Source organism: Halorussus sp. AFM4 (assembly GCF_051194995.1).
GTDB lineage: Archaea > Halobacteriota > Halobacteria > Halobacteriales > Haladaptataceae > Halorussus.
Genome location: NZ_JBNTJT010000005.1, coordinates 395,352 through 415,103 on the forward strand (window position 1 = coordinate 395,352; position 19,752 = coordinate 415,103).

Here is a 19,752-nt window from a genome sequence, read left to right on the forward strand (position 1 = left end):
CAGACCTCCCCTACTTCGTTGCCGTGACGCCGCCATCGACGACCAACGAGTGTCCGGTGACGAACGAGGCCATGTCACTCGCCAAGTACAACGCCGCGTCGGCAACGTCCTCTGGTTTCCCGGTTCGTTGGAGCAGGATATCCTGTTCTACGTACTCTTTTCCCGAGGGTGACTCGATGATGTCTAGGTCGGTTTTCGTCATCTCCGTCTCGGTCACGTCCGGATGAATAGCGTTGACCCGTATGTCGGGCGCGAGCGAGGCAGCCAACGCGTACGTCATCAGCTTGACACCGCCTTTCGACGCGCAGTACGCGACACCGTCGGGCCGGCCGTAGATTCCGGACGTGCTCGAGATGTTGATTATCGAGCCGTCTCGATCGCTTTCGACCATGGATTTCGCTGCGGCTTGCGCCCCGAAGAACGCTCCTTTCAGATTGACGTCCAGCATCGTATCGTACTGCTCTTCCGTCGTTTCCAGAAACGACCGACTCTCCGTGATTCCGGCGTTGTTCACCAAGATCGTGACCCCGCCGAACTTCTCGGCCGCATCAACCATCTCGGCCAGGTCACTGATGCTCGAAACATCGCACTCTACGTATTCTGCGTCTGAATCGGTTTCTTCTCGGATACGCTCGTGAGTCGGAGTGCCTCCTTCGCGTGGCGTTTCATCGAGGTCGGCAATGACCACGTCGGCTCCTTCCTCGGCGAACGTGAGGGCGATTTCGCGTCCGTTTCCACTCGCGCCCCCGGTGACAATCGCCACTTCATCCGCTAACATGTCCTCCTCTGGCATGACCAGATAGATTCGGAAGATCAACATAGAGGTGAGGGTCTGTTTCCGACCCTCAGTAGTAACTACAAACTATTTGCGATGTGTTAACGAACCCATCAGATGCCCTATTTTCGCTATTCACGACATCGGCCGCCACAGAATCTCTGTTGTGGCGTAGAGACATCCTGACTGGCGGCTTTCGGGAGCCTATGCGCGTCTCCACCCTCACGGCCAGTGGTCGCTGTACCCTCGTCGGACGTTTTCGAAGAACTGTTCGCTTCCGGTTTGGCCTCCCTTGAGCGCAATTTCAAGTCGGTCGAACCGGTCGTCGGTCGAACTAGCGACGCACAGCGGAGTCCCGGGCGCCACCGGGCTCTCGAACTCGAGGGCGAAGATATCGAGGGCGGGTGCGACGTGCCCACTCGTATCGCCGCCTGCGATACACACCCGTGAAAGTTCGTGTTCGAGTAGTATCCGCCGGAAGATCCTTCCCTGCTCCCGCCCGAGGCGGGCACCGACGTCCTCCACCTGCTCCGTGTCGGCGGCCGCCTCTCGCGTCCGTTGGAGCGCCGAATCGTTCGGTCCACGGGCGGAGTACAGGATGACGCTCTTCCCCAATTCGAGAGCCGACAGTGTCTCCGTAATGGCCCGTTTGCGTTCCTCCTGGGCGTCCGATGTGACCAACGTCGGAGTATCGAGTCGAACCCCCACGAACGAGTCCGAGTCGAGTGCCGCCTCGATCTGGGCGGCAGTCTCCGGAGATGCACTCCCGGACATCACCGCGATTTGGTCAACGGAGTCCGCGACTGGGGTCGATTCAGGCGGAGAGACTGCACCGATTCGGTTCCAATAGGATGCTAGGGCGTAGTCGAGTCCGGAAGACCCGACAGCGAACATGGGTTGATCTCGAGATTCGACCGCGTGTGTCCACACGAGTCTGCCTACGGTCTGCAGGTGCGACGCGTTGATCGTGTCGAACATGACGATTTCGGGGTGGGAACCGACGACTCGCGCAAACGCAGTATCGACGCCGTCGTCCTCGAGATCGAGGACGGTGAACCGTTCGACACCCCGGTCCGTCTGTTGGCCGAGGTGACGGCCCAGGTCGCTCTCGGTCATCGGCGTTACGGGGTGTTCACTCATCGTCGGATGCCGATCGATGCGGTAGGTAAACCCGTCAGCGGTGGCAAACAGATGCCCGAAAACGACGTATCGCTGGAGGGCAGGAACGCCGACGGCGAGTGGGACGAACGGGGAGTCGAACTCCGCCTGGGCGAGGTCGATGGCGTGGCCGATGCTCCCGACGTCGGGCGAGGAGTCGAACGTCGAACAGACCTTGTACTGGACGAGCGGCGGGTCGAGGTCCCCCAACTGCTGGAAGTGGACCGGGAGGACGTCGTCCATCTGCGCCGGCGTCATCGAGCGACTTCGCCCAGCGACGCCGACGGCCTGGAGGTTACTGAATCGGCCGGTCAAATCGTCCTCGCTCGGTGGTTCGAGAAAGAGAGCGGTCCGGACCCCGCTGAGTCCGAGCGCCTCCATGGCGTCGGTAGATCCCGTCAAGTCGTCCCCGTAGTAGGCGAACAGGAGATTGTCAGTCACGGTTCCCGAACACCTCCAGTGCCTGGCGAAGGGCCTCGTGTGTCTCCGCGTACTCACTGAGCGATACGTCCGCCATGGCCGCCTCCCATCCCTGCTTGATCGCAGCGACGCCCCCGGACGGACCACCTGGATGACCCAGGATACCACCGCCGGCGAGGTACATCAGATCCGTGTTTCCAAGAACCTCGTAGGTATCGGGGGCCTGACCCGCCCACTGTCCGGAGGAGAAGACAGGTACGATACCGTCGTCGCCGGGAATCGGTTCCTGGACTGCACGGGCAGATGCGACGACCGACTCGTCGGACTCCGTGAACTTGTTCCTGAGCCCGCTCACGTGGAGGTGGTCGACGCCGACGAGCCGCCAGAACTTCTGATAGGCCTGGAACTCGAAGCCGAGATGCGGACACCGCGAGAGGGCACCCCAGCCGTTTCGGTGGCCGTGGATGGGAAGGTCGCTGTGGCTGCGGAGGTGCCGTACTCCGGAGAGGCCGACGCTGTTGAGACTCACCATCACGCACGTCCCTCCGGCGTCCCGGACGATGTCGTGACGGCGCCGCATTTCGTCGACAGTCCCGGTGACGTTGAAGGCGTACATCACCTTCTTGCCGGTTCGGTCTTCGTGGCTGTTGATGACCGACATGACCGCTTCGACCCGCTCTTCGAAGTCCGCATATGGCGGGTCAGCGATAAGCTCGTCGTCCTTGATAAAGTCGACCCCCGCGTCCACCAGCGTCTCAACGAGTCCGGCAGTCTCTTCCGGGGAAAGCCCGACGCTCGGCTTTACGATCGTTCCGACGATGGGACCATCAGCGACCCCGGTTAACTCACGGGTACCCTCGATGCCGAACTGTGGAGTCGGACACTCCCTCCCGTACTCCGACGGAACCTCGACGTCGAGGAGACGGATTCCAGAAAGAGGTTGTATTTCGAAGATGTTCCCTGCGACGGTGGTCCGGAGCTGTGGAACAGAGACGCCCACGTTCTCGAAGGGAAACGAGAGCGTGACTTCGGCTTGCGTGTAAGTCGCTGTAGAGTTTCCGGACGGCGTTTCCGCTCCCGGGAGCGACGGCTCGTCGACCGTGTCCAGCTCGGTTACGCCGACGATCTCTGCACCGTGTCGCTCCTGTAGCTCGGGGGTTTCGAGGGGGACGTCGACGAATGTACTCGCCGACTGCTCGCCTGCCATCGCCTCCGCGGCGTCCATCGGTCGTTTGGGCGTCTCTATCCGATACGTCGCCGTGAATCGTTCACCCATACCACGGTCTTCACAACGGAGCGAGTAATAACACTAGTCCCGCGCTTCCGGACCAACAGGTTCCGGTGTTCGTTTTCAGGAGTCGAATCGGCTAGGCCGGTCTATCGGACCGGAGATGCACGGTCTCCTATGGAGTGAAAGGGGGACCGCCTCGTCGACGAACGCCCTTCTTCCCTTGACGGCTGGCCGCGGTGTTGATACTATCCTCTACCAGCGACCGCGCTGGCCGACTACGACTCGGTTGCAGTTCCCCGTTTACCGAGGGCGGCCAGCATTTCGGCACGGATGTACCACTGCCGAGCGCATCCAGGGAAGCATGCACAGCGGTTCTAGTCGACCACCCGTAACCACCTCGGGTGAGTCATGAATCGGACGAGCCGTCGTCGTGGCTGAGTGCGCGCCTGAGCGCTGCAATCCGGCGGTTGCGCCGCGACACAACCTGCTCCGGTGATTCATCGTACTCGTAGAACCCGGCGCCGTTCTGGACGCCGGTCCGTTCCTCTGAAAGATAGTCCTCGAAGACCGCACTCGGCTCGTCTGCATCGCTGAGCTTCGGGTACAGGTTCCCGGCGATAGTCTGGAACAGTTCGAGGTTCGCCAGGTCCATCGTCTCGAACGGCCCCACGACTGCGGTCCGGAGCGCATAGCCGTCACGGACCGCGGCGTCGATATCTTCGAGCGACGCGACCCCTTCCTCGAGCAGATGCATACACTCTCGGACGACGGCGAACTGGATTCGGTTCCAGACGAACCCCGGAACTTCCCGTTCGAGGACGATGGGGTCGCGATCGACCGCCTCGACGAAATCAACCAGTTCTGCGACCGTCCGCTCGCCGGTGTCCTCGCTCGGCACGACCTCGACCAGGGGCATGAGGTACGGGGGATTCCACCAGTGGCAAACCGCGATTCGGTCAGCAGCGTCGGGAACGGCTTCGGCCAGCCGCGACGGAAGGAATCCGGACGTGTTACTAGCGAGTATGGCGTCGTCCGGGGCGGCGGCTGCGACGTTTTCGAAGATGGTATGCTTAGTGTCGAGGTCCTCCGAGGCCGTTTCGATGACGATGTCGGCGTCGCCCACTCCGGCAGCGGTATCGAGCGTGAACGTCACCGAATCGAGGACGTCTGCCGTGTCGAGCGTCGCGAGACCTTCCTCGTTGAGAAACATCACTGCCTCGCCGATGCGTTCGCGGGCCTCCTCGAGATTGGCCTGTCGGTGATCGATGAGCGTCACGTCTTTCCCGTGTCGTGCGAACTGGACGACGAGTCCATGTCCCATCACGCCAGCACCGATTACCGAGACCTGACTCGGTGGCATGGTCCATTGCTCGGTCACGAGATACATAAATATGGTCTCGAGCGAGTAATCCGTATGGAATGGCTGGTCCCCTCCCGTCTCTACGTCGGGAACGACAGTGATTCAACCCCCTCTTGCTGAACTCCCGGGCTCCGAAGCGTCGACTCCCGGTCGGTTGTACGCTCATGCCTCGGTTCGCTCAGCCAGTCGTGGACTCTCCGAGCGTCGCGTTCCCTCGGTCCCGGACGGAACGCCCTCGGTGCGGAAAACAAGGCTTCAGTCTCGACGGCCGGACAGAACCAGCCGAAACAAGTTAGCTTTCGCTACTCGGTTCCCGTTTTTGCAATCCTCGGCGACCCATTTGGCCCCCCGGTACCTTGATTACGCTACCTTCCATTTGTTCTACGTATGCCTGCGACGCTAACACGACTACTATCGAGAACCGCCCTTCTCGAGGTGAAATCACTCGTTATTGACAGGAATCGGATATCGACATGGCCCTCGATACAGGGGATTTCCCCTTTTGTTGGGCAAAGGAGTGAACTAACGTGTTGAACATCCCCTCACAGTTGCGCGACCGTGACGAACCCATCCAGGTTGGCGTCATCGGCGCAGGCCTTTTCGGGACGAAACTCGTCGACCAGCTCGAACGGACTCCCAGCATGCGGACCGTCGCCATCGCAGACATCGATACTGAGAAAGCGATGGATACGTACGAGGAGGCGGATGTCGCTGCAAACGACGTAACTGCGGTCGAAACCGTCTCGGACCTAAATGCCAGCATCGAGAGCGGCGGCCGGGCGCTCGTCGCCGACGGTCTCGCCATCGCACAGAGTGATGTCGACGTCGTCGTCGAGGCAACTGGAATCCCCGAAGTAGGTGCCCACCACGCCTACACGGCCATCATGGAGGGGACGCACGTCGTGATGGTGACTGTCGAGGCTGACACGGTCGTCGGGCCCACACTCGCCAAACTCGCCGACCGGGCCGGCGTCACTTACTCTATGGCCTACGGCGATCAACCCGCTCTCATCGCCGAGTTGTACGACTGGGCCCAGACCGTCGGACTGGACGTTGTGGCGGCTGGGAAGGGGAACCAGTTCGTCGAGGAGTACCGATACGGGACCCCTGACAACGTCTTCGACAAGTTCGGATTCAGCCCGGAGTTCGTCGAGGAACACGACCTCAATCCCCGGATGTACAACTCCTTCCTCGATGGGACGAAGGTGGCGGTGGAAATGTGTGCCGTTGCCAACGCGACCGGTCTGACCCCCGACGTTCAGGGCATGCATCTACCCGATGCATCTATCGAGGAGATTCCCGAGAAGATACGACCGAAGGAAGACGGCGGTGTGCTCGAAGGGACGGGCGTGGTCGACACCGTGAGCTCACTTCGGCCGGACGGGACGGAGATCGACCGGGACATCAGTTTCGGCGTCTGGATCGTCACTACGACGCCCAATCGCCAAGTGCAGGAGTACATCGCCCAGAACAGCGGGTCCGGGTTCTACGTCGCCAACGACGGGAAGTATCAGGCCTTCTACCGGCCGTACCACCTTCCGGGTGTCGAAACGGGCGTGAGTGTTGCGAACGCCGCCCTCCGGAACGAGCCGACCGGAGCGCCGATAGACCGCGTCGCAGAGGTCGTCGGTAGCGCGAAACGCGAACTCTCCCCCGGCGATGAAATCGATGGAGGTGGCGGCTACACCGTCTATGGCCTCCTCGAGGACGCCGACACGGCCAAGGAGGAGGGTCACGTCCCCTTCGAACTCCTCGATGGCGCCGAAGTCATCACCGACGTCGCTCGGGACGAGATCCTGACTTACGACGACGTGGAACTGAACGAGGATTCGTTCATCTATCGACTCCGGCGGCTTCAGGATGTCTCCTAAACGCATCCATCCCGGTGTCGTCTGTCAGCCTCGCTGTCACCGATATCTTCGCCTCGACCACGTATCGAGTTTGTTGTTCCGCCGAAGTAGACAACTGTTCCAGGACAGTCGCTGACCTCGAATACGGACTCACTCAAGGTGGTAACTGCTGCTCGTGAAGCACGGAACCATCCCCCTCCGATAGGCGGCTCGACCAACGAATCAGCAGCGTTGTCCGAGACGATTCCTTGATTCCGCCTGCACTCGAAATCGGCGATAGCCGTGAAACCGTCGGCTACCCGGATTTTCGCGCTGCCGGACGAAGCTATACGTACGGTGTCGTCGAAGAACGTACGATGTCCTGGAAGCACAGGTCAGTGCAGGTCAACGGCATCGAACTCCACTACGTTCGCGAGGGATCCGGATTTCCACTGCTCTTGGTTCACGGCTGGCCGGAGTACTGGCGAACGTGGCGGAAGAACATCCCCGTTCTCGCGGATTCGTTCGACGTGATCGTTCCGGACTTGGCGGGGTTCGGAGAATCGGAGAACCCTGACGTTCCAACTGCCGACGGATACGGGGTTGACGATCACGTTACTGACCTGATGGGACTCGCGGAGGCCCTGGACGTCGAGGAATTCGGCTTCGTCAGCCACGATCTCGGTGCGTACGTCGGACAGTCAATCGCCCGTGAACACCCGGAGCACGTTCGCGGGTTGTTCTTCTTCGACTGTCCGTACCCCGGAATCGGCGACCGGTGGCGAGATCCGGACCACATCAGCGAGATCTGGTACCAGTCGTTCAACCAGCAGCCCTGGGCAGCAGATCTCGTTGGTGCCAGCCGCGAGACGTGCCGGATGTACATCGATCATTTTCTCACCCACTGGGCGGGCGATCCCGACGCGTTCGACGAAGCAGATCGCGAAGCGTGGGTCGACACCTTCTCCGAGCCCGGCAATCTCCAAGGCGGATTCAATTGGTACATCGCCGCCGAGGAGGCTCGGAAACAGTTGATGCGCGAGGGAGCTCCCACTATGGAGCCGATCGAGGTGCCGACACGCATCTTGTGGGGCGAATCGGACCCGATCGTCAAATCGGAGTGGGCGGACCGGCTCGGCGAGTACTTCGCTGACTACCAATTAGAGACGGTCCCTGGCGCCGGTCATTTCGTCCAGTACGAACGTCCTGACCGAGCAAATGACGCTCTCACGTCGTTTTTCTCTGACCTCCAGTGAAGTAGTCGCTCGTCACGTGAAGAGATTTGTAAAGCGGACTGGCTTTCAAGGTTTGGTGGCTTGCTGACTTTTGCTCCACCTCACGAGTGAGGTACGTTAATGTTCGTCCGGGTGATTGAGTGTCCCATGGTATCGGCTCAGGCGAGTTCGAACAGTCGGCGTGGACAGTGGGGTTGCTTGGTCGGCATCTGGTGTCTGAGCTTCTTTGCGAATGCCGCTCTCCTGTTCCCTGCGAGCATCATCCCGCGAATGATGACCGACTTGACGGTCGGTCCGGCGACCGTCGTCTGGGTCGTCAGCGTCGCGTACGCTACATACGCTGCATCGAACGTCCTCGTCGGCGTCATCATCGACTGGACGAGCGACGTCACGGTAGCAGTCGGAGCCACATTCCTTCTCGTCGGCGCTGGCATTTGGGGATGGACAGCGGCACGACGTGGTGACTTCACGTCACTTCTCGCTTCACGTGCCGTGAGCGGCGTTGTAATCGGGGCCATCTGGACGACCGGCGCCAACCTCGTCGGACGTACGTTCCCCTCGGACCAACAAGGCATCTCGCTCGGACTGTTCACAGCGAGTGCACCTGCCGGGTTGGCCGCCGGTCAGTTCTTCGGCCCGGTTCTGGCGAATCAGTGGGGGTGGCCAGCTGACTTCGCAATCTTTTCTCTCCTCAATGTACCTGGGCTCGCCGTCTTCCTCCTCGGATATCGACGAGCGGTGTTTCAGGGACGGAGTGGAAGCTCACCGCAGCTACGCGAACTCGGTACCGTCCTTACTCATCGGTCAGTTCTATACGGTTGTACGATGGGGTTCATAGCCTACTCTCTATTCCTGTTCTTCAACAGCTGGATGCCGACGTATCTCTCTAATCACATCGGACTGTCGGTCGCCAAGAGCGGTATCTTCACGGCGTTGTTCCCCGCTATGGGGCTCGTGTCGCGGGCCGGCGGCGGAATCATCTCCGACCGTCTTCTGGACGGGCGACGGCTTCCGGTGATTCGGCTCTCTTTTGTCGTCAGTTTTCCGATTGTCGTCGTCATCGGGTTCGTCCATATCGTACTGCCTTTGCTCGTCCTGTTACTCATCGCCGGGTTCGCCGTCCAGCTTTCGATCGGAATCTTCTACTCGTACGTTCGTGACGCGGTCGCCGAGAACGTCAGCGGGACTGCGCTGGCACTTCTCACGTCCGCTTCCCTCACTGGGGCATTCCTGTCACCGGTTATCGCGGGCGTCCTGATCGAGCGGACCGACTCGTTCACCACTGCGTTCGCGTACATGATACTGCTAAGCGCGTTCGGCCTCGTACTCGCGTGGAACGCACCCGAATCCACTGCTGTCGGCTCCACTCTGCGAGAGTCGTAGCATTTTACGGGTAGTGTTTAGGTGTTCAGGGCGTAATCGCCGCGACGGATCGATATGCTTTCGGACTTTCTGGCCGCAGAGCCGAGGTCGTTAGAGCCTCAATCGGTGAACTCTGTCGCGCCGATTCCGACACGGTGGTGGCGGGCACGACGTCGCCACGAGAAGAGTACGACGGAGACCAAAGTACGGCTGAAAATGCCTCAGGAGGACGGCGTGCCAGACGCGAGACCGGGCGCGCCGAATCGGGGCTCGTCCCCGGTGTCTACCTACCGCCAAGCGAGTTCAGGGTATCTCGAGCCGGCTTTGAATCTAATCTTGGACGGGGATAGAAACGTACTCGATGATGCTGGTCGAGGCTGATTTTCGCGTCACTCACGTCTCGACCCGCGTCCCGTTTGGTGACGCGTGTAATTTAAGTCACCGAGACGCACGTCTTGGATACTATCCGAGTGATGCACGACGGTTTAGCGGACCTCGGCATTGCGGATTCCATCATCGGTGTAGCCGGATTGAATCCCCCTGCCGGCGACGAAGTCGTACTCGGAGACGAGGATAGTGACGAAATCCCGCCAGCCGTAGGAGCAGCCTGCAACGAGGGCATCAACGCTGTCGGCCCACAACCGCCAGATACGGTGTACGTCGATGCTTTGCGCGGCAAGTACGACTGTGTCGCCTCCATGTATCACGACCAAGGGTATCTTCCGATCAAACTGGCCAGTTTCCGCGGAGATGGGAGCGTCGGCGGAGTGAACGTGACCGTCGGACTGCCAATTATACGAACCAGCGTCGACCACGGCACCGCGTTCGATATCGCCGGTGAAGGAACCGCATCCGAGCAAAGTGTGATCGACGCCGTCGAAGTTGCAGTCCGTATTGCCGAGAACAGGGCGTGACTTCCCTATCGTCCTTTCAAGATGGGTTTCGTCAGAGTCAGTTCCAGTGGTTGAACCCCGCCTGCCGTGGCCTTCACTACGATACATGAAGACAGGCGATTGCGAGACAATCTGCGGTTCGATCGCTGGGCTTTCATGGACTGTCTCCTATATAACATAACTCGAATACGGTGTTCTCCGGTTGTGGGCGACAGCGGGAGTCCATTGGTAAGGCGGCCGAGTATTCACCCTCCTCTTTTTGTACTATCTCAGTGTCAGGAGATGCTATGGAGAACGTTCGTTTCGACTTCAGCGATCAGACCGTAATCGTGACCGGCGGCAGTTCCGGCATCGGGCGAGCCATCGCCCGGCAGTTCGGTGACAGCGGCGCGACGGTGATAAACGCGGATCTGCGCCCGGACCCCAGAGGAGACGCGGAGGAACTCCCCACGCACGAGGCGATTACCGAGGCTGGTGGCGAAGCAGAGTACGTTAAGACAGACGTCTCGAATCCGGCGGACATCGAATCGGTAGTGGAGGCGGCCCGCGAGTTCGGTGGGGTTGACGTCATGGTTAACAACGCCGGAACGCAGGTGATGGGTTCAGTCCGGGAGGTATCGTCAGACCAGTTCGATCACATGTCGAACGTGAACGCCAAGGGTGTCCTGTTCGGATGTCAGGCGGCAGCAAATGATATGATAGACCGGGGGGTCAAGGGAACGATAATCAATACGGCTTCGATACGGACGGATACCGCCCTTGACGGTCAGATATTGTACAATGCGACGAAAGGGGCGGTCAAGATGATAACGCTATCGGCAGCGCTGGAGTTGGCTGACCACGACATCCGCGTAAACGCCATCGAACCCGGTAGGACAGTGACTGGACTCGCGTCCACGACGGAAAACGCCGAGGAACTATCCGACAGCGGCGATCTGGTCAAACCGATTCCTCTCGGGTCCCCCGCCCAACCAGATGACATCGCACCCGGTGCTCTCTTTCTCGCGAGTGATGCCGCGCGGTACGTAACGGGCGAGCATCTTCGTCTCGACGGCGGGTGGAGCATCTACTGAGATTTCACTGGGGAGATCGCTCCCCAAACGACAGCTCTTACGCAAGACGGTATGAGATGGCTGGGTTCAAGCGGGTTCGATTTTAACGCGACCTTCACCCACCACCGATTTGAGCGGTTCGATATCCTCGATTCTCGCGACGACAGTGACCGGAGAGGCGGCTCTTGGTTCGTCGTCAGTACTCGCCAGTGTCGGCCCCCAGAACAAACAAAGTGCATTCCCCTGCGGCCAGTAAGCGACTGTCCCCCTGGCACCTCTTCTTGGGCGTGTTCCGGCGGGACATCCACCGGCACCGAGAAGTAAAGCTCGTCGCCCTAGCGATTTGCATCGGCCTCAAGCGGTAGTGCGTCCACAATTGCCGTCTGAGTGTCGTGGTTTTCTCCGGTCCAAGAGACCGTGACCGGGCCTCTACCGACGGTGACTCTGAGATCTGCCTTGCTTGAGATCCTCCAGCGATTACCGTAAATCTTCCTCCGGGGACACGTTATCATCACCATGCGACGAGTGACTTTCTACCGAAAAGCGTTTTACCGGTAACAGCCGACCACGAACGAAATTCGGTGGTTTCGGTGTTCGTAATCGGTGGGGGAGACGACATACGACCGATGATCCTCTAAGAAAGACAAGTTTAGGGTGGAGATTTCGGCAACACGAAGTGTTCTCAGGGACATATTCTAGGACATAATCCACTATTGGATACACGTCATGTGGTACACGTTCAACCCTCGGACTCTCCTTAGAGAGTCGCCAGCACCGAAGGCAGATAACCTGACATTAAGCCATGGATCGGATGAAACATCCATGATGGTTTATCAATGTTCATGTGACACGTGGAGCACGGGGAGAAACGGATGACACAGATACGAACAGCGTCGATGATAGTGATGATGATGGTTGTCGCAGCCGTAGGTGGTGGGTCGGGAGTGTTAGCAACGTCCGAGGGAACTGTCACTGATACCACCGGGACCGGAATCAACGGAGACGTTGTCGCTGCGCAAGAAGAGAACGAAACGACGACAGTCGGAGAGAACGAGACGACGACGACCGTGTTCGGTCAAGTGACCACGACCGCCGTCGCGGAAATTGCCACTGGCACGCCGAGGGTTCGGTTCGAGAACCAGACCTCAAATGGGTCGACTGTCGTCGTCCAGCGAGCGCTGCTTCCGGACGATGGATTCATCGCTATCCACCTCGCCCAGAACGTGAGCGGAAATTACACCGAGAACGTCACTGCCGAGATGAGAGGTGAACGAATCGGCAATTCTACGTATCTCGAAGCAGGGGAACACGACACCGTGACCATCCGCCTCGATCGGCCGATTAACGAGAGCCAGGTCCTGATTGCGAGCCTATACCGTGATACGAACGAGAATCAGCAGTTCGATCCCGTTGCTACCCAGACCACGATGACGACGGTTCAAGAAGGCACCAGAACCTCAGCCGCCGAACAGGTCGACACGCCGTTTACTATCGGTAATAGATCGGTGATGGATACTGCATTCGTTCGAATCGGCGGCACGACCACCACGAACGCAACAACGACCGAAGCGTAACGCGGACAGCTCGACTCAACGTCTCCTTTTTACGTCGGACCGTTGCTACCGAACGGCCAAACTCCGAGAGAGCACCCGGCGTATCTCCTGTTTCTACTTCGCTATCGACGGGTTACCCGAATTCGTTCTATCCTGTAGCAATCGATTGTGTAGGACCACAGGAAGCAGAAGATGGAAGTCGGTAGACGAATCCGACGCACCATGGAACGTCGCCGAGGGGGGAAACTGCTTGGAGTGGTCACCGCAGTGTTCTTCGTACGATGGTCGCTCGACTGGTGTTGAGTCCGCTTATCCCGGCCATCATGAACGCGTTCAACGTCTCAAAGAGCGGAGTCGGGATCGTTCTTACTGGGAGATGGGGTGCCTACGCTCTCTTTCAGTTTCCAGGGGTGTTATCGCCGACCGGCGCGGGAATCGTTGGGTGACCCTGTTAGCGATGAGTGCAACCGGCGTCATGGGCTTCATTCTCGTACTTGCCCCGGCATTTCGGCTGGTCGCGGTTTCATGGTCGCTCTCGGTGCAGCCGCAGTGATGTACCTTACTGCGGGAACGGGCTTCCTCACGAAGCGATTCGAGAACACAGGGCGCGCACCGAGCATTCACGAAATCGGGGCCTCACCGGCCGGATTGATCGCCCCGATCACAAGTGCCTCCGCAGCCACGGCGTTTGGCTGGCGCACCGCCCCCTCTTGTTCCTACAGTCATCGTCTCGATAGTCCACAATCTGTCCGCGTGGCGGGTTCCCCCGTCGTCACCGTCCCACCAGCATCAGTCGTTGAACGAGCAACTCGATATCCACCGGCTGGTCGCACTCCTCACTCGGCCGAACATCCTTTTTACGACAATCGTAGCCATGGCCGGCTTCTTCACGTGGCAGTCGTTTGCCTCGTTCTTCCCGACGTTCTTGATGGAGTACGTAGATGTATCAACAGCGGATGCAAGCCTAATCTTCGGGGCTGTATTCGCATTACCAGATAACCTGAGGATGGGGCTAACCATGAACGGCATAGCGACTCAAGAACGTCCGGTCTTGGTCGGAGATGTTCTGACAGTCTACCTGCCGCGTTTTTACGGAGTACGTTCTTTTTGCACGACCTCGCCACAGTTCGGGCAATGATCGACCGAGAGTTGGGTGTAGCAACTACTGTAGGTCTCTCGTTGCCATCCCCGTCCCCGAAACGGCTGGAACCCACACTCGCAGCGAGGTTCCGGTGGAGTTCGTTTCTCGACAATACCGGACAGCTTTCTTTGAAGATTCGTATACATCTGTTGCCCTGCTCTCGGTATAGTTCGCGTATCGGGCCCGAAGTTCATAATCTTTAGGGATAATACAGCCCTAGTCAGTCGAACCGATGCCACCTCGATATGAAGGGCGACTCCCCGTTCGGTTGCCGACAACCCTGATCTCAGGGTGTCCACCGTCGACACATACGACGATATACCGCTCCTCGGCGAGGAGGTACAGCCCTGAGGACGTCCACCATTTCCTGAGAACGGCAGGCAATTCGCTGAGTCCTCATGAACGAGTAGCAACAGTTGACACTGCTTCGACTCAATGATTCATCCTCGGTTTCGACGACCCCTTCAGGGTGTTCGCGTCAACCTTCGCTTGGGTCTCAATCCACTCCGTTGATTGAAACTCCGCCGTCTCGTCGACGATCTCAAACCAAACCTTACTGCTTGTCTACGTGTCTGACATCTCAGTGCCTGTTCGTCGACCGTATCGACCTTGCTGTTTGCGGTATGCTCCGACGTCACTCGGTCGATCAGGGCATCCAGCAGAACCATCAGATACATTACACACAGTCAGTGATTATACCGCGACTGGGGCTTCAATAAGTGCGAGGAGGGGTTTCTTGAATAGAAAGCAGCAGTTGTTGAGTTCCTCGGCGTTGAACGGACGCATGGATCGGTCTGGAGGTGGATGGTCAAGTGTATCCGTGTCTGCCCGGATAGGCCGACAGATGGGAATCCTGGAGGTCGCGAACTGGAAGATGTCACTGGTTAGCGCTGTCTCTGTAGGGGTCCGTCTTTCCTCACCCCGGTATCCCTCAGTGTACGCATCTGTTGGAAGGTGTTCTGCAGATAAGTGGGCCGGAGAGGTGATAGAACGATGGCTCGAACTCCTGGTGCAAGACCCTTGACAACAAGTAACGACGAACTGTGTGAGTTCGGTATAGACGATTGGACGGACTGTGCCTCCGTAGACCACCCCTCTGATTCCGATTTCAGGAGCTGGACCAGAACCAAACCGTGGAGTGTCTCTCCCGAGGAAGGCACACGATGAAGGGACAGCTACAATATAGCCTAACCATCTAGCCTAACCAGACGGCCTAAAAACTCCCCTGCGCCGGATACGCGCAGATATCGAACCGGACATACTCGTGGACCACCTCGCAGGGGTCTATGGTCTAAATACCGTCGTGGAACTGCCAGGCTTACAGATGGTTCGCCGTGTGCATCGTGATGGCCTACTCCCAGTGGTCCACCCCCACGAGGTCGATGGGGTCATCCAGGACGGCCTCGTTCGACTGCTCGGTCTCCATGGAGATGCTCTTCAGCGTATCGACCAGCTCCAACTGAGAACATCGGCGCCGAAGAACACGTCGCCCGCCTGGATCACATCTCGGGAACGGCCCCTGCTCGTGCTGCGACATTCGGCCAGAATCCTTGCGGACACGATCTGTGGTGCTCATCTCTCAGATTGACGGGGGAGAGGTAAAGGTCATCCAACGGCGAGGTTCTTCTCGGCGCATGAAGTGTCCTAGAAGGTCGTCTGCCCGACCTGGTCGCGACGGATGGTGAGAAGACTCGCTGCGATGCGGCCAGGTTCGTCCTCGCCGTGTTCTTCATCCCAGAGGGAGCGCTTCGAGATCACCAGCATGTTCGGTGCGGGATGGCAGGGTACTGGGTCGCCCTCCCGGAACCCAGCGTCACGTGCGGGCGGGAGCTGGATTTGGTAGCCGTGCCTAGCGGTCTGCACCTTCCCGTCTATCGCCTGGCGGACCGTCTTCGTATCACCGGCAGCCGCCTTCACCAGCTCGACGATGTGGGCCTCGTCTATCTCCTCTCGGTCGACGACGAGGAGGAGTCCCTCGAACGAGTAGACACGGGCGTCCGCCCGGCGCATCGTCTCCCCATCGTTCTCCTCGACCAGTCCTGCCTTCCGCGCAGGTTCGGTCACCTGGAGGGCGAGCCCGTCGCTCGGGTTCTTGATGGTGTTCACCATGAAGTTAGCGTCCCACTCTAACCACAAGGAGGTGCCTCTCGCCGGACTGCTGCCCCACGGTGCCTTGGACCCCGATCCAGTCGTCGGATCCGCGTTCACGACCGCGTGAAACTACCCAGCGGTACCTTCTGGACTCGTACCTGGCGAATCTCTTCTTCTCTTCGATGCGATGGTGAGACTGGCCTACTGGGGGAGAGGTTCGAGATGATTCACGCCGAAGCTGTCCCAGGGCGATGGAGAGAGAAAGCCCGGCCGCGCAGCGAAGCGAGCGGTCCGGAACGTGGAGGAGGGCGGACGGAGGTGCCCGAGGGCGGTGCACCACACGGATCAAGGAGCCGAGCGAGGTCAGCTATCGAAGCCTGAAGCACCGCACACCAGGCAGTCGACCTCGCACGGAGCCGATGCCGATGCGTTCACAGGTGAAGGGGAGTGTTCGTCGCAACCGTCCTCTGGCTCGTAGGTCCACTCTATCGCCATGCTCCCGGTCTCGGCCCTCCCGGTTGTAGTACTTGACCGGCCTGTCCGGCGACCGGAGGGAGCCTCGAACGGCCGCGGTGAGAGGGCAAGTTCTACTTCCGGGAGGGCCCGGTTCCGGGATGGCGATAGATGTGGGCCGGAGAGAGGAGGACGGTCTGTCGACCGACCCGGAACCGAGGACGTATCGGCGATGGCGAGAGAGGTGACTGCCGGCGGCGCGGTCAGCGAGAACTGTGTGATGGGCCTGCAGGAGCTCGGTCCGTCAGCTCCTGAAGTACCTCTCAGGGTCGATGACGAACCGGCAGTGAACCTCCTCGTATGGAAGGCGACTGGTGGCCGAGCTGGGAGCGGTCTCTCGAGGTGGTCTCCGGTCGCCCGATCGATCTCCTCCTGGTAGGTCCGTCACCTGGACCGGATATCCGTACCTTTCGACCCCTCCTGCCTATCCTCTGATCCGGTCGAACGAATCGACCCAGTATCGCCGTTCATCTTCGCCGCTCTTGGCCAACGAGTGTCCCCTCTTCGTGTCGATGATCCCGAGAGATGAGGTCGGCCGAGGTTCTCCCGCTTTCCGCATCACCGTATCGGTGGCCGCAATAGCGTGCCGAGTAGCTTCCACTGGCGTTCCGAGGGAACGTCTAACTGCGCGTCAGACTCGTGAAGTACCTGTGGACAAACCATACAAGGTCGGAAGCGAGGTCGGACACATCCCCGAATCGGATGATCGATGGACTCTCGGGTTCGGATGCACCACACAAGCAGCGCTGTATATGCCATCGGTGCTGTCCCGAATCTTTACGATATATCATGGTGAATGTTCCGAGCATGGCCGAGGAGGAGTACTTCGTCGACAACGAACGTATCCGTTCGTTCATCGAAACGGTCAAGACGACCGCTGACGAGCACGAACAGGTCGAACCGCTCCTTGCTGACCTGGAGGAACCGTTCGAGGAGTTGCTGACCGACGACAGCTGGTTGCCCGAGATGTACCAGAACCTCCCACCCGATGACTACGAAGACCAAGGAGAGATGGGTGAGGATATCGCCCAGTGGCTGCTCTACCGCGAGGGCCACGATCTTGCACTGTTCACATTGGTACTTCCGCAAGGTGCAGAGACTCCCGTCCATGATCACCTTGCATGGGGGCTTGTGGGTATCTACGGCGGCAGACAGCGCGAGGACTTCTACCGTCGCGTGAACGACGACGACCATTACCATCCGGACGACGAACATGCCGAACTCGAGAAGATCCGGACGGAACAGATGGAACGGGGCGATTTCTACGAGTTGGTGCCGCCGAACAACGATATCCACTCGGTGACGACGACGTCGACAGAACCGAGCGTCAGCGTCCATCTCCTCGGCGCCGACGTGGGTTGCATCGAGCGCCACGCGTTCAACCCAGAGGAGAAGGAGATAGAGCGGTTCCAATCGGGATACACGAACGTCGAGTGTGACGTGACGTTGGAACCCTCGGTGGATGACTGATGACCGGGGTCGCCGATCTCGTCTCACGTGTTGATGACGGGGCGACGATCGCTCTCGCGGGCAAGACGCTCCACCGGGCGCCGATGGCGTTCGTTCGGGAACTCGTCCGCCAGGACGTCTCGGACGTGACATTGATGGGCCTGGCGAACTCGATGGACGTCGACCTACCAACTGGAACCGGCCATGCCACGGCGGTGCACTACGGCTACGTCGGGTTCGAGGGACTCGGACTCGCACCGAACTTCCGGCAGTGCGTCGAAGACGGAGCGGTCGACGCCCGAGAAGGCACCTGCTACACCGTGGCGACGATGTTCCGTGGTGCTGTACAGGGCGTCCCCTTCCTGCCTGTCGCAGGGCTCACAGGGAGCGATCTGCTCGAGGTGAACGACGCCTTCCACTCGGTCGACGATCCGTTCACCGGCGAGGCGATCACAGCAGTTCGAGCGGTCGAACCCGACATCGCAGTCGTTCACACCACGGAGGCTGACAGCGACGGTAACGCACGTTTCGACGGTGCCGATCTCACCGAGAACCTGGTGGCGAAGGCGGCCGACCGGACGTTCGTCACGACCGAGCAGATCGTCGAGACCAAGGCATTCGCTGATACCCCCAGCGAGACGGATATCCCGGGGTTCCTTGTCGACGGTGTCGCCGAGGTGCCCTACGGGGCTCATCCCACGAGCTGTCCAGGAACCTACGACTACGATGCCGCTCATCTCCGGACGTACCTCGAACGGTCGCGGGAGGGCGACCTCGAGGACTACCTCGCAGAGTATCTCGGCGACGATGAGCAGCGTTACCGTGAACGTGCAGTGCCTGCTGCCGAGACCATCGAGTGGAGTAGCGACCCAGCGGCAACCCTGGAGGTCGACCTATGAGCAGTGACCCGTCCCCGGACGCCGACGTTACAGTTGCCGAGGTGATGACGGCGGCGATAGCTCGTCGACTCGCCACAAAGCAGACCGTATTCCAGGGATTCGCGTCACCCCTCCCCACAGTTGCACTTCGCATGGCTTCCGAGCGCGACGACGTCACCCATCTGAGTGCGTCGGGGGCAGTGAACGGCCGGCCCCAGGCAGCGCCAGTTTCGACCGAGAGCGCGCACCTGCTCGAGGGTGCAACGGCTCACTTCACCTCGCCGGAGGCATTCGATCTCGCTGCCCGGGGCGGTGTAGACGTGATGTTCGTCGGTGGTGCGCAGGTCGACCGGCTTGGTCGGCTGAACAACACCGTCGCTGGCTCCTGGGACGAACCGAAGGTGAAGTTCGGTGGGGGCGGTGGGAGCGGATCGCTGCTCTCGCTCGTAGACGAGGCGTGGGCCTGGCGTACGGAACACCGCGCACGCTCGCTTCCTGCGGACGTCGACTTCACCACGGCACAAGGGAACCTCACGTACTTGGTGACGCCGCTCTGCGAGTTCGCACGCCGTGACGGGGAGCTGCGCGTCGTCTCGCTCCATCCCGGTATCTCACGTGAGACAGTCCGTGAGCGTACCGGTTGGGAAGTGACCTTCGACGACCCTGGGCGGACGGTCCCACCGGATGAATCGGAACTGGCGCTGATGGAGCACGTCGATCCGGACCGGGTTCGACGGTCAGGGTTCGCCGATCTCGAGCCACTCGAAAGGTAGATACGCTGGTCAAGATGGATGACGATCGGAACTCTTCCT

The 19,752-nt window shown here is 59.8% G+C and carries 15 protein-coding genes and 1 pseudogene; 10 read left to right on the forward strand and 6 right to left on the reverse strand.

Annotated features, from left to right (window positions below; all coding sequences use genetic code 11):
• Nucleotides 1-10: 10 nt before the first annotated feature.
• The 4 genes from ACQUQF_RS22020 to ACQUQF_RS22035 form a co-directional block, all read right to left on the reverse strand.
• Nucleotides 11-793 carry an SDR family oxidoreductase gene (locus ACQUQF_RS22020; protein ID WP_435181377.1) on the reverse strand — a complete coding sequence of 261 codons (783 nt, stop codon included), beginning with the start codon at nucleotides 791-793 and terminating at the stop codon, nucleotides 11-13.
• 204 nt (nucleotides 794-997) lie between these two features.
• Nucleotides 998-2,374, reverse strand: coding sequence for a four-carbon acid sugar kinase family protein (locus ACQUQF_RS22025; RefSeq protein WP_435181378.1), 1,377 nt, complete (start codon nucleotides 2,372-2,374; stop codon nucleotides 998-1,000).
• A complete protein-coding gene (locus ACQUQF_RS22030) occupies nucleotides 2,367-3,629 on the reverse strand; it encodes a ribulose-bisphosphate carboxylase large subunit family protein (protein ID WP_435181379.1) in 1,263 nt (420 codons plus the stop codon). The genes ACQUQF_RS22025 and ACQUQF_RS22030 overlap by 8 nt, the downstream gene beginning before the upstream one ends.
• Nucleotides 3,630-3,990: 361 nt before the next feature.
• A complete protein-coding gene (locus ACQUQF_RS22035) occupies nucleotides 3,991-4,971 on the reverse strand; it encodes a 3-hydroxyacyl-CoA dehydrogenase family protein (RefSeq protein ID WP_435181380.1) in 981 nt (326 codons plus the stop codon).
• A 500-nt stretch (nucleotides 4,972-5,471) separates the two neighbouring features.
• Between ACQUQF_RS22035 and ACQUQF_RS22040 the strand changes: the two genes are divergently transcribed.
• The 5 genes and pseudogenes from ACQUQF_RS22040 to ACQUQF_RS22060 all read left to right on the forward strand — a co-directional run bounded on the left by ACQUQF_RS22040 (nucleotide 5,472) and on the right by ACQUQF_RS22060 (nucleotide 11,336).
• Nucleotides 5,472-6,815: an NAD(P)H-dependent oxidoreductase gene (locus tag ACQUQF_RS22040; RefSeq protein WP_435181381.1), complete on the forward strand. Its 1,344-nt coding sequence runs from the start codon at nucleotides 5,472-5,474 to the stop codon at nucleotides 6,813-6,815.
• Between the two features lie 227 nt (nucleotides 6,816-7,042).
• Nucleotides 7,043-8,029 carry an alpha/beta fold hydrolase gene (locus ACQUQF_RS22045; RefSeq protein ID WP_435181382.1) on the forward strand — a complete coding sequence of 329 codons (987 nt, stop codon included), beginning with the start codon at nucleotides 7,043-7,045 and terminating at the stop codon, nucleotides 8,027-8,029.
• A 126-nt stretch (nucleotides 8,030-8,155) separates the two neighbouring features.
• On the forward strand, nucleotides 8,156-9,391 hold the full coding sequence (locus tag ACQUQF_RS22050) for an MFS transporter (protein ID WP_435181512.1): 1,236 nt from the start codon (nucleotides 8,156-8,158) through the stop codon (nucleotides 9,389-9,391).
• Nucleotides 9,392-9,707: 316 nt separating this feature from the next.
• Nucleotides 9,708-10,284 (forward strand): annotated as a pseudogene (locus tag ACQUQF_RS22055) (PdxA family dehydrogenase); the annotation flags it as partial.
• A 266-nt stretch (nucleotides 10,285-10,550) separates the two neighbouring features.
• Nucleotides 10,551-11,336, forward strand: a complete 786-nt coding sequence (locus ACQUQF_RS22060) for an SDR family NAD(P)-dependent oxidoreductase (protein WP_435181383.1) — start codon at nucleotides 10,551-10,553, stop codon at nucleotides 11,334-11,336.
• A 66-nt stretch (nucleotides 11,337-11,402) separates the two neighbouring features.
• Here the strand turns inward: ACQUQF_RS22060 and ACQUQF_RS22065 are convergent, their stop codons facing one another.
• Nucleotides 11,403-11,543: a hypothetical protein gene (locus ACQUQF_RS22065; RefSeq protein ID WP_435181384.1), complete on the reverse strand. Its 141-nt coding sequence runs from the start codon at nucleotides 11,541-11,543 to the stop codon at nucleotides 11,403-11,405.
• A gap of 623 nt (nucleotides 11,544-12,166) precedes the next feature.
• On the opposite strand from ACQUQF_RS22065, the gene ACQUQF_RS22070 reads away from it, so the two are divergent.
• Nucleotides 12,167-12,889, forward strand: a complete 723-nt coding sequence (locus ACQUQF_RS22070) for a DUF7282 domain-containing protein (protein WP_435181385.1) — start codon at nucleotides 12,167-12,169, stop codon at nucleotides 12,887-12,889.
• An 853-nt stretch (nucleotides 12,890-13,742) separates the two neighbouring features.
• Nucleotides 13,743-14,006, forward strand: coding sequence for a hypothetical protein (locus ACQUQF_RS22075; protein WP_435181387.1), 264 nt, complete (start codon nucleotides 13,743-13,745; stop codon nucleotides 14,004-14,006).
• A gap of 1,647 nt (nucleotides 14,007-15,653) precedes the next feature.
• Here the strand turns inward: ACQUQF_RS22075 and ACQUQF_RS22080 are convergent.
• Entirely contained in the window at nucleotides 15,654-16,118 is a 465-nt protein-coding gene (locus tag ACQUQF_RS22080; RefSeq protein WP_435181388.1) for a hypothetical protein, read from the reverse strand.
• 1,302 nt (nucleotides 16,119-17,420) lie between these two features.
• Here ACQUQF_RS22080 and ACQUQF_RS22085 point away from each other — a divergent pair.
• The 3 genes from ACQUQF_RS22085 to ACQUQF_RS22095 are packed head-to-tail and all read left to right on the forward strand — an operon-like array spanning nucleotide 17,421 to nucleotide 19,713.
• Nucleotides 17,421-18,083 (forward strand): hypothetical protein, encoded by a 663-nt coding sequence (locus ACQUQF_RS22085; protein WP_435181389.1) that lies wholly within the window; start codon nucleotides 17,421-17,423, stop codon nucleotides 18,081-18,083.
• Complete coding sequence (locus ACQUQF_RS22090; protein ID WP_435181390.1) at nucleotides 18,083-18,961, forward strand: CoA transferase subunit A; 879 nt, start codon at nucleotides 18,083-18,085, stop codon at nucleotides 18,959-18,961. The genes ACQUQF_RS22085 and ACQUQF_RS22090 overlap by 1 nt, the downstream gene beginning before the upstream one ends.
• The gene (locus tag ACQUQF_RS22095) at nucleotides 18,958-19,713 is read left to right on the forward strand and encodes a CoA-transferase (protein ID WP_435181391.1); all 756 of its coding nucleotides are present in this window, start codon (nucleotides 18,958-18,960) and stop codon (nucleotides 19,711-19,713) included. Before ACQUQF_RS22090 ends, ACQUQF_RS22095 begins: the two co-directional genes overlap by 4 nt.
• The last annotated feature ends 39 nt before the right edge of the window (nucleotides 19,714-19,752 follow it).

Coding starts and splice junctions, on each gene's coding strand:
- ACQUQF_RS22020 (WP_435181377.1), bottom strand. CDS start 793: ATGCCAGAGGAGGACATGTTAGCGGATGAAGTGGCGATTGTCACCGGG.
- ACQUQF_RS22030 (WP_435181379.1), bottom strand. CDS start 3,629: ATGGGTGAACGATTCACGGCGACGTATCGGATAGAGACGCCCAAACGA.
- ACQUQF_RS22035 (WP_435181380.1), bottom strand. CDS start 4,971: ATGTATCTCGTGACCGAGCAATGGACCATGCCACCGAGTCAGGTCTCG.
- ACQUQF_RS22050 (WP_435181512.1), top strand. CDS start 8,156: ATGGTATCGGCTCAGGCGAGTTCGAACAGTCGGCGTGGACAGTGGGGT.
- ACQUQF_RS22060 (WP_435181383.1), top strand. CDS start 10,551: ATGGAGAACGTTCGTTTCGACTTCAGCGATCAGACCGTAATCGTGACC.
- ACQUQF_RS22075 (WP_435181387.1), top strand. CDS start 13,743: ATGGCCGGCTTCTTCACGTGGCAGTCGTTTGCCTCGTTCTTCCCGACG.
- ACQUQF_RS22080 (WP_435181388.1), bottom strand. CDS start 16,118: ATGGTGAACACCATCAAGAACCCGAGCGACGGGCTCGCCCTCCAGGTG.
- ACQUQF_RS22085 (WP_435181389.1), top strand. CDS start 17,421: ATGGCCGAGGAGGAGTACTTCGTCGACAACGAACGTATCCGTTCGTTC.
- ACQUQF_RS22090 (WP_435181390.1), top strand. CDS start 18,083: ATGACCGGGGTCGCCGATCTCGTCTCACGTGTTGATGACGGGGCGACG.
- ACQUQF_RS22095 (WP_435181391.1), top strand. CDS start 18,958: ATGAGCAGTGACCCGTCCCCGGACGCCGACGTTACAGTTGCCGAGGTG.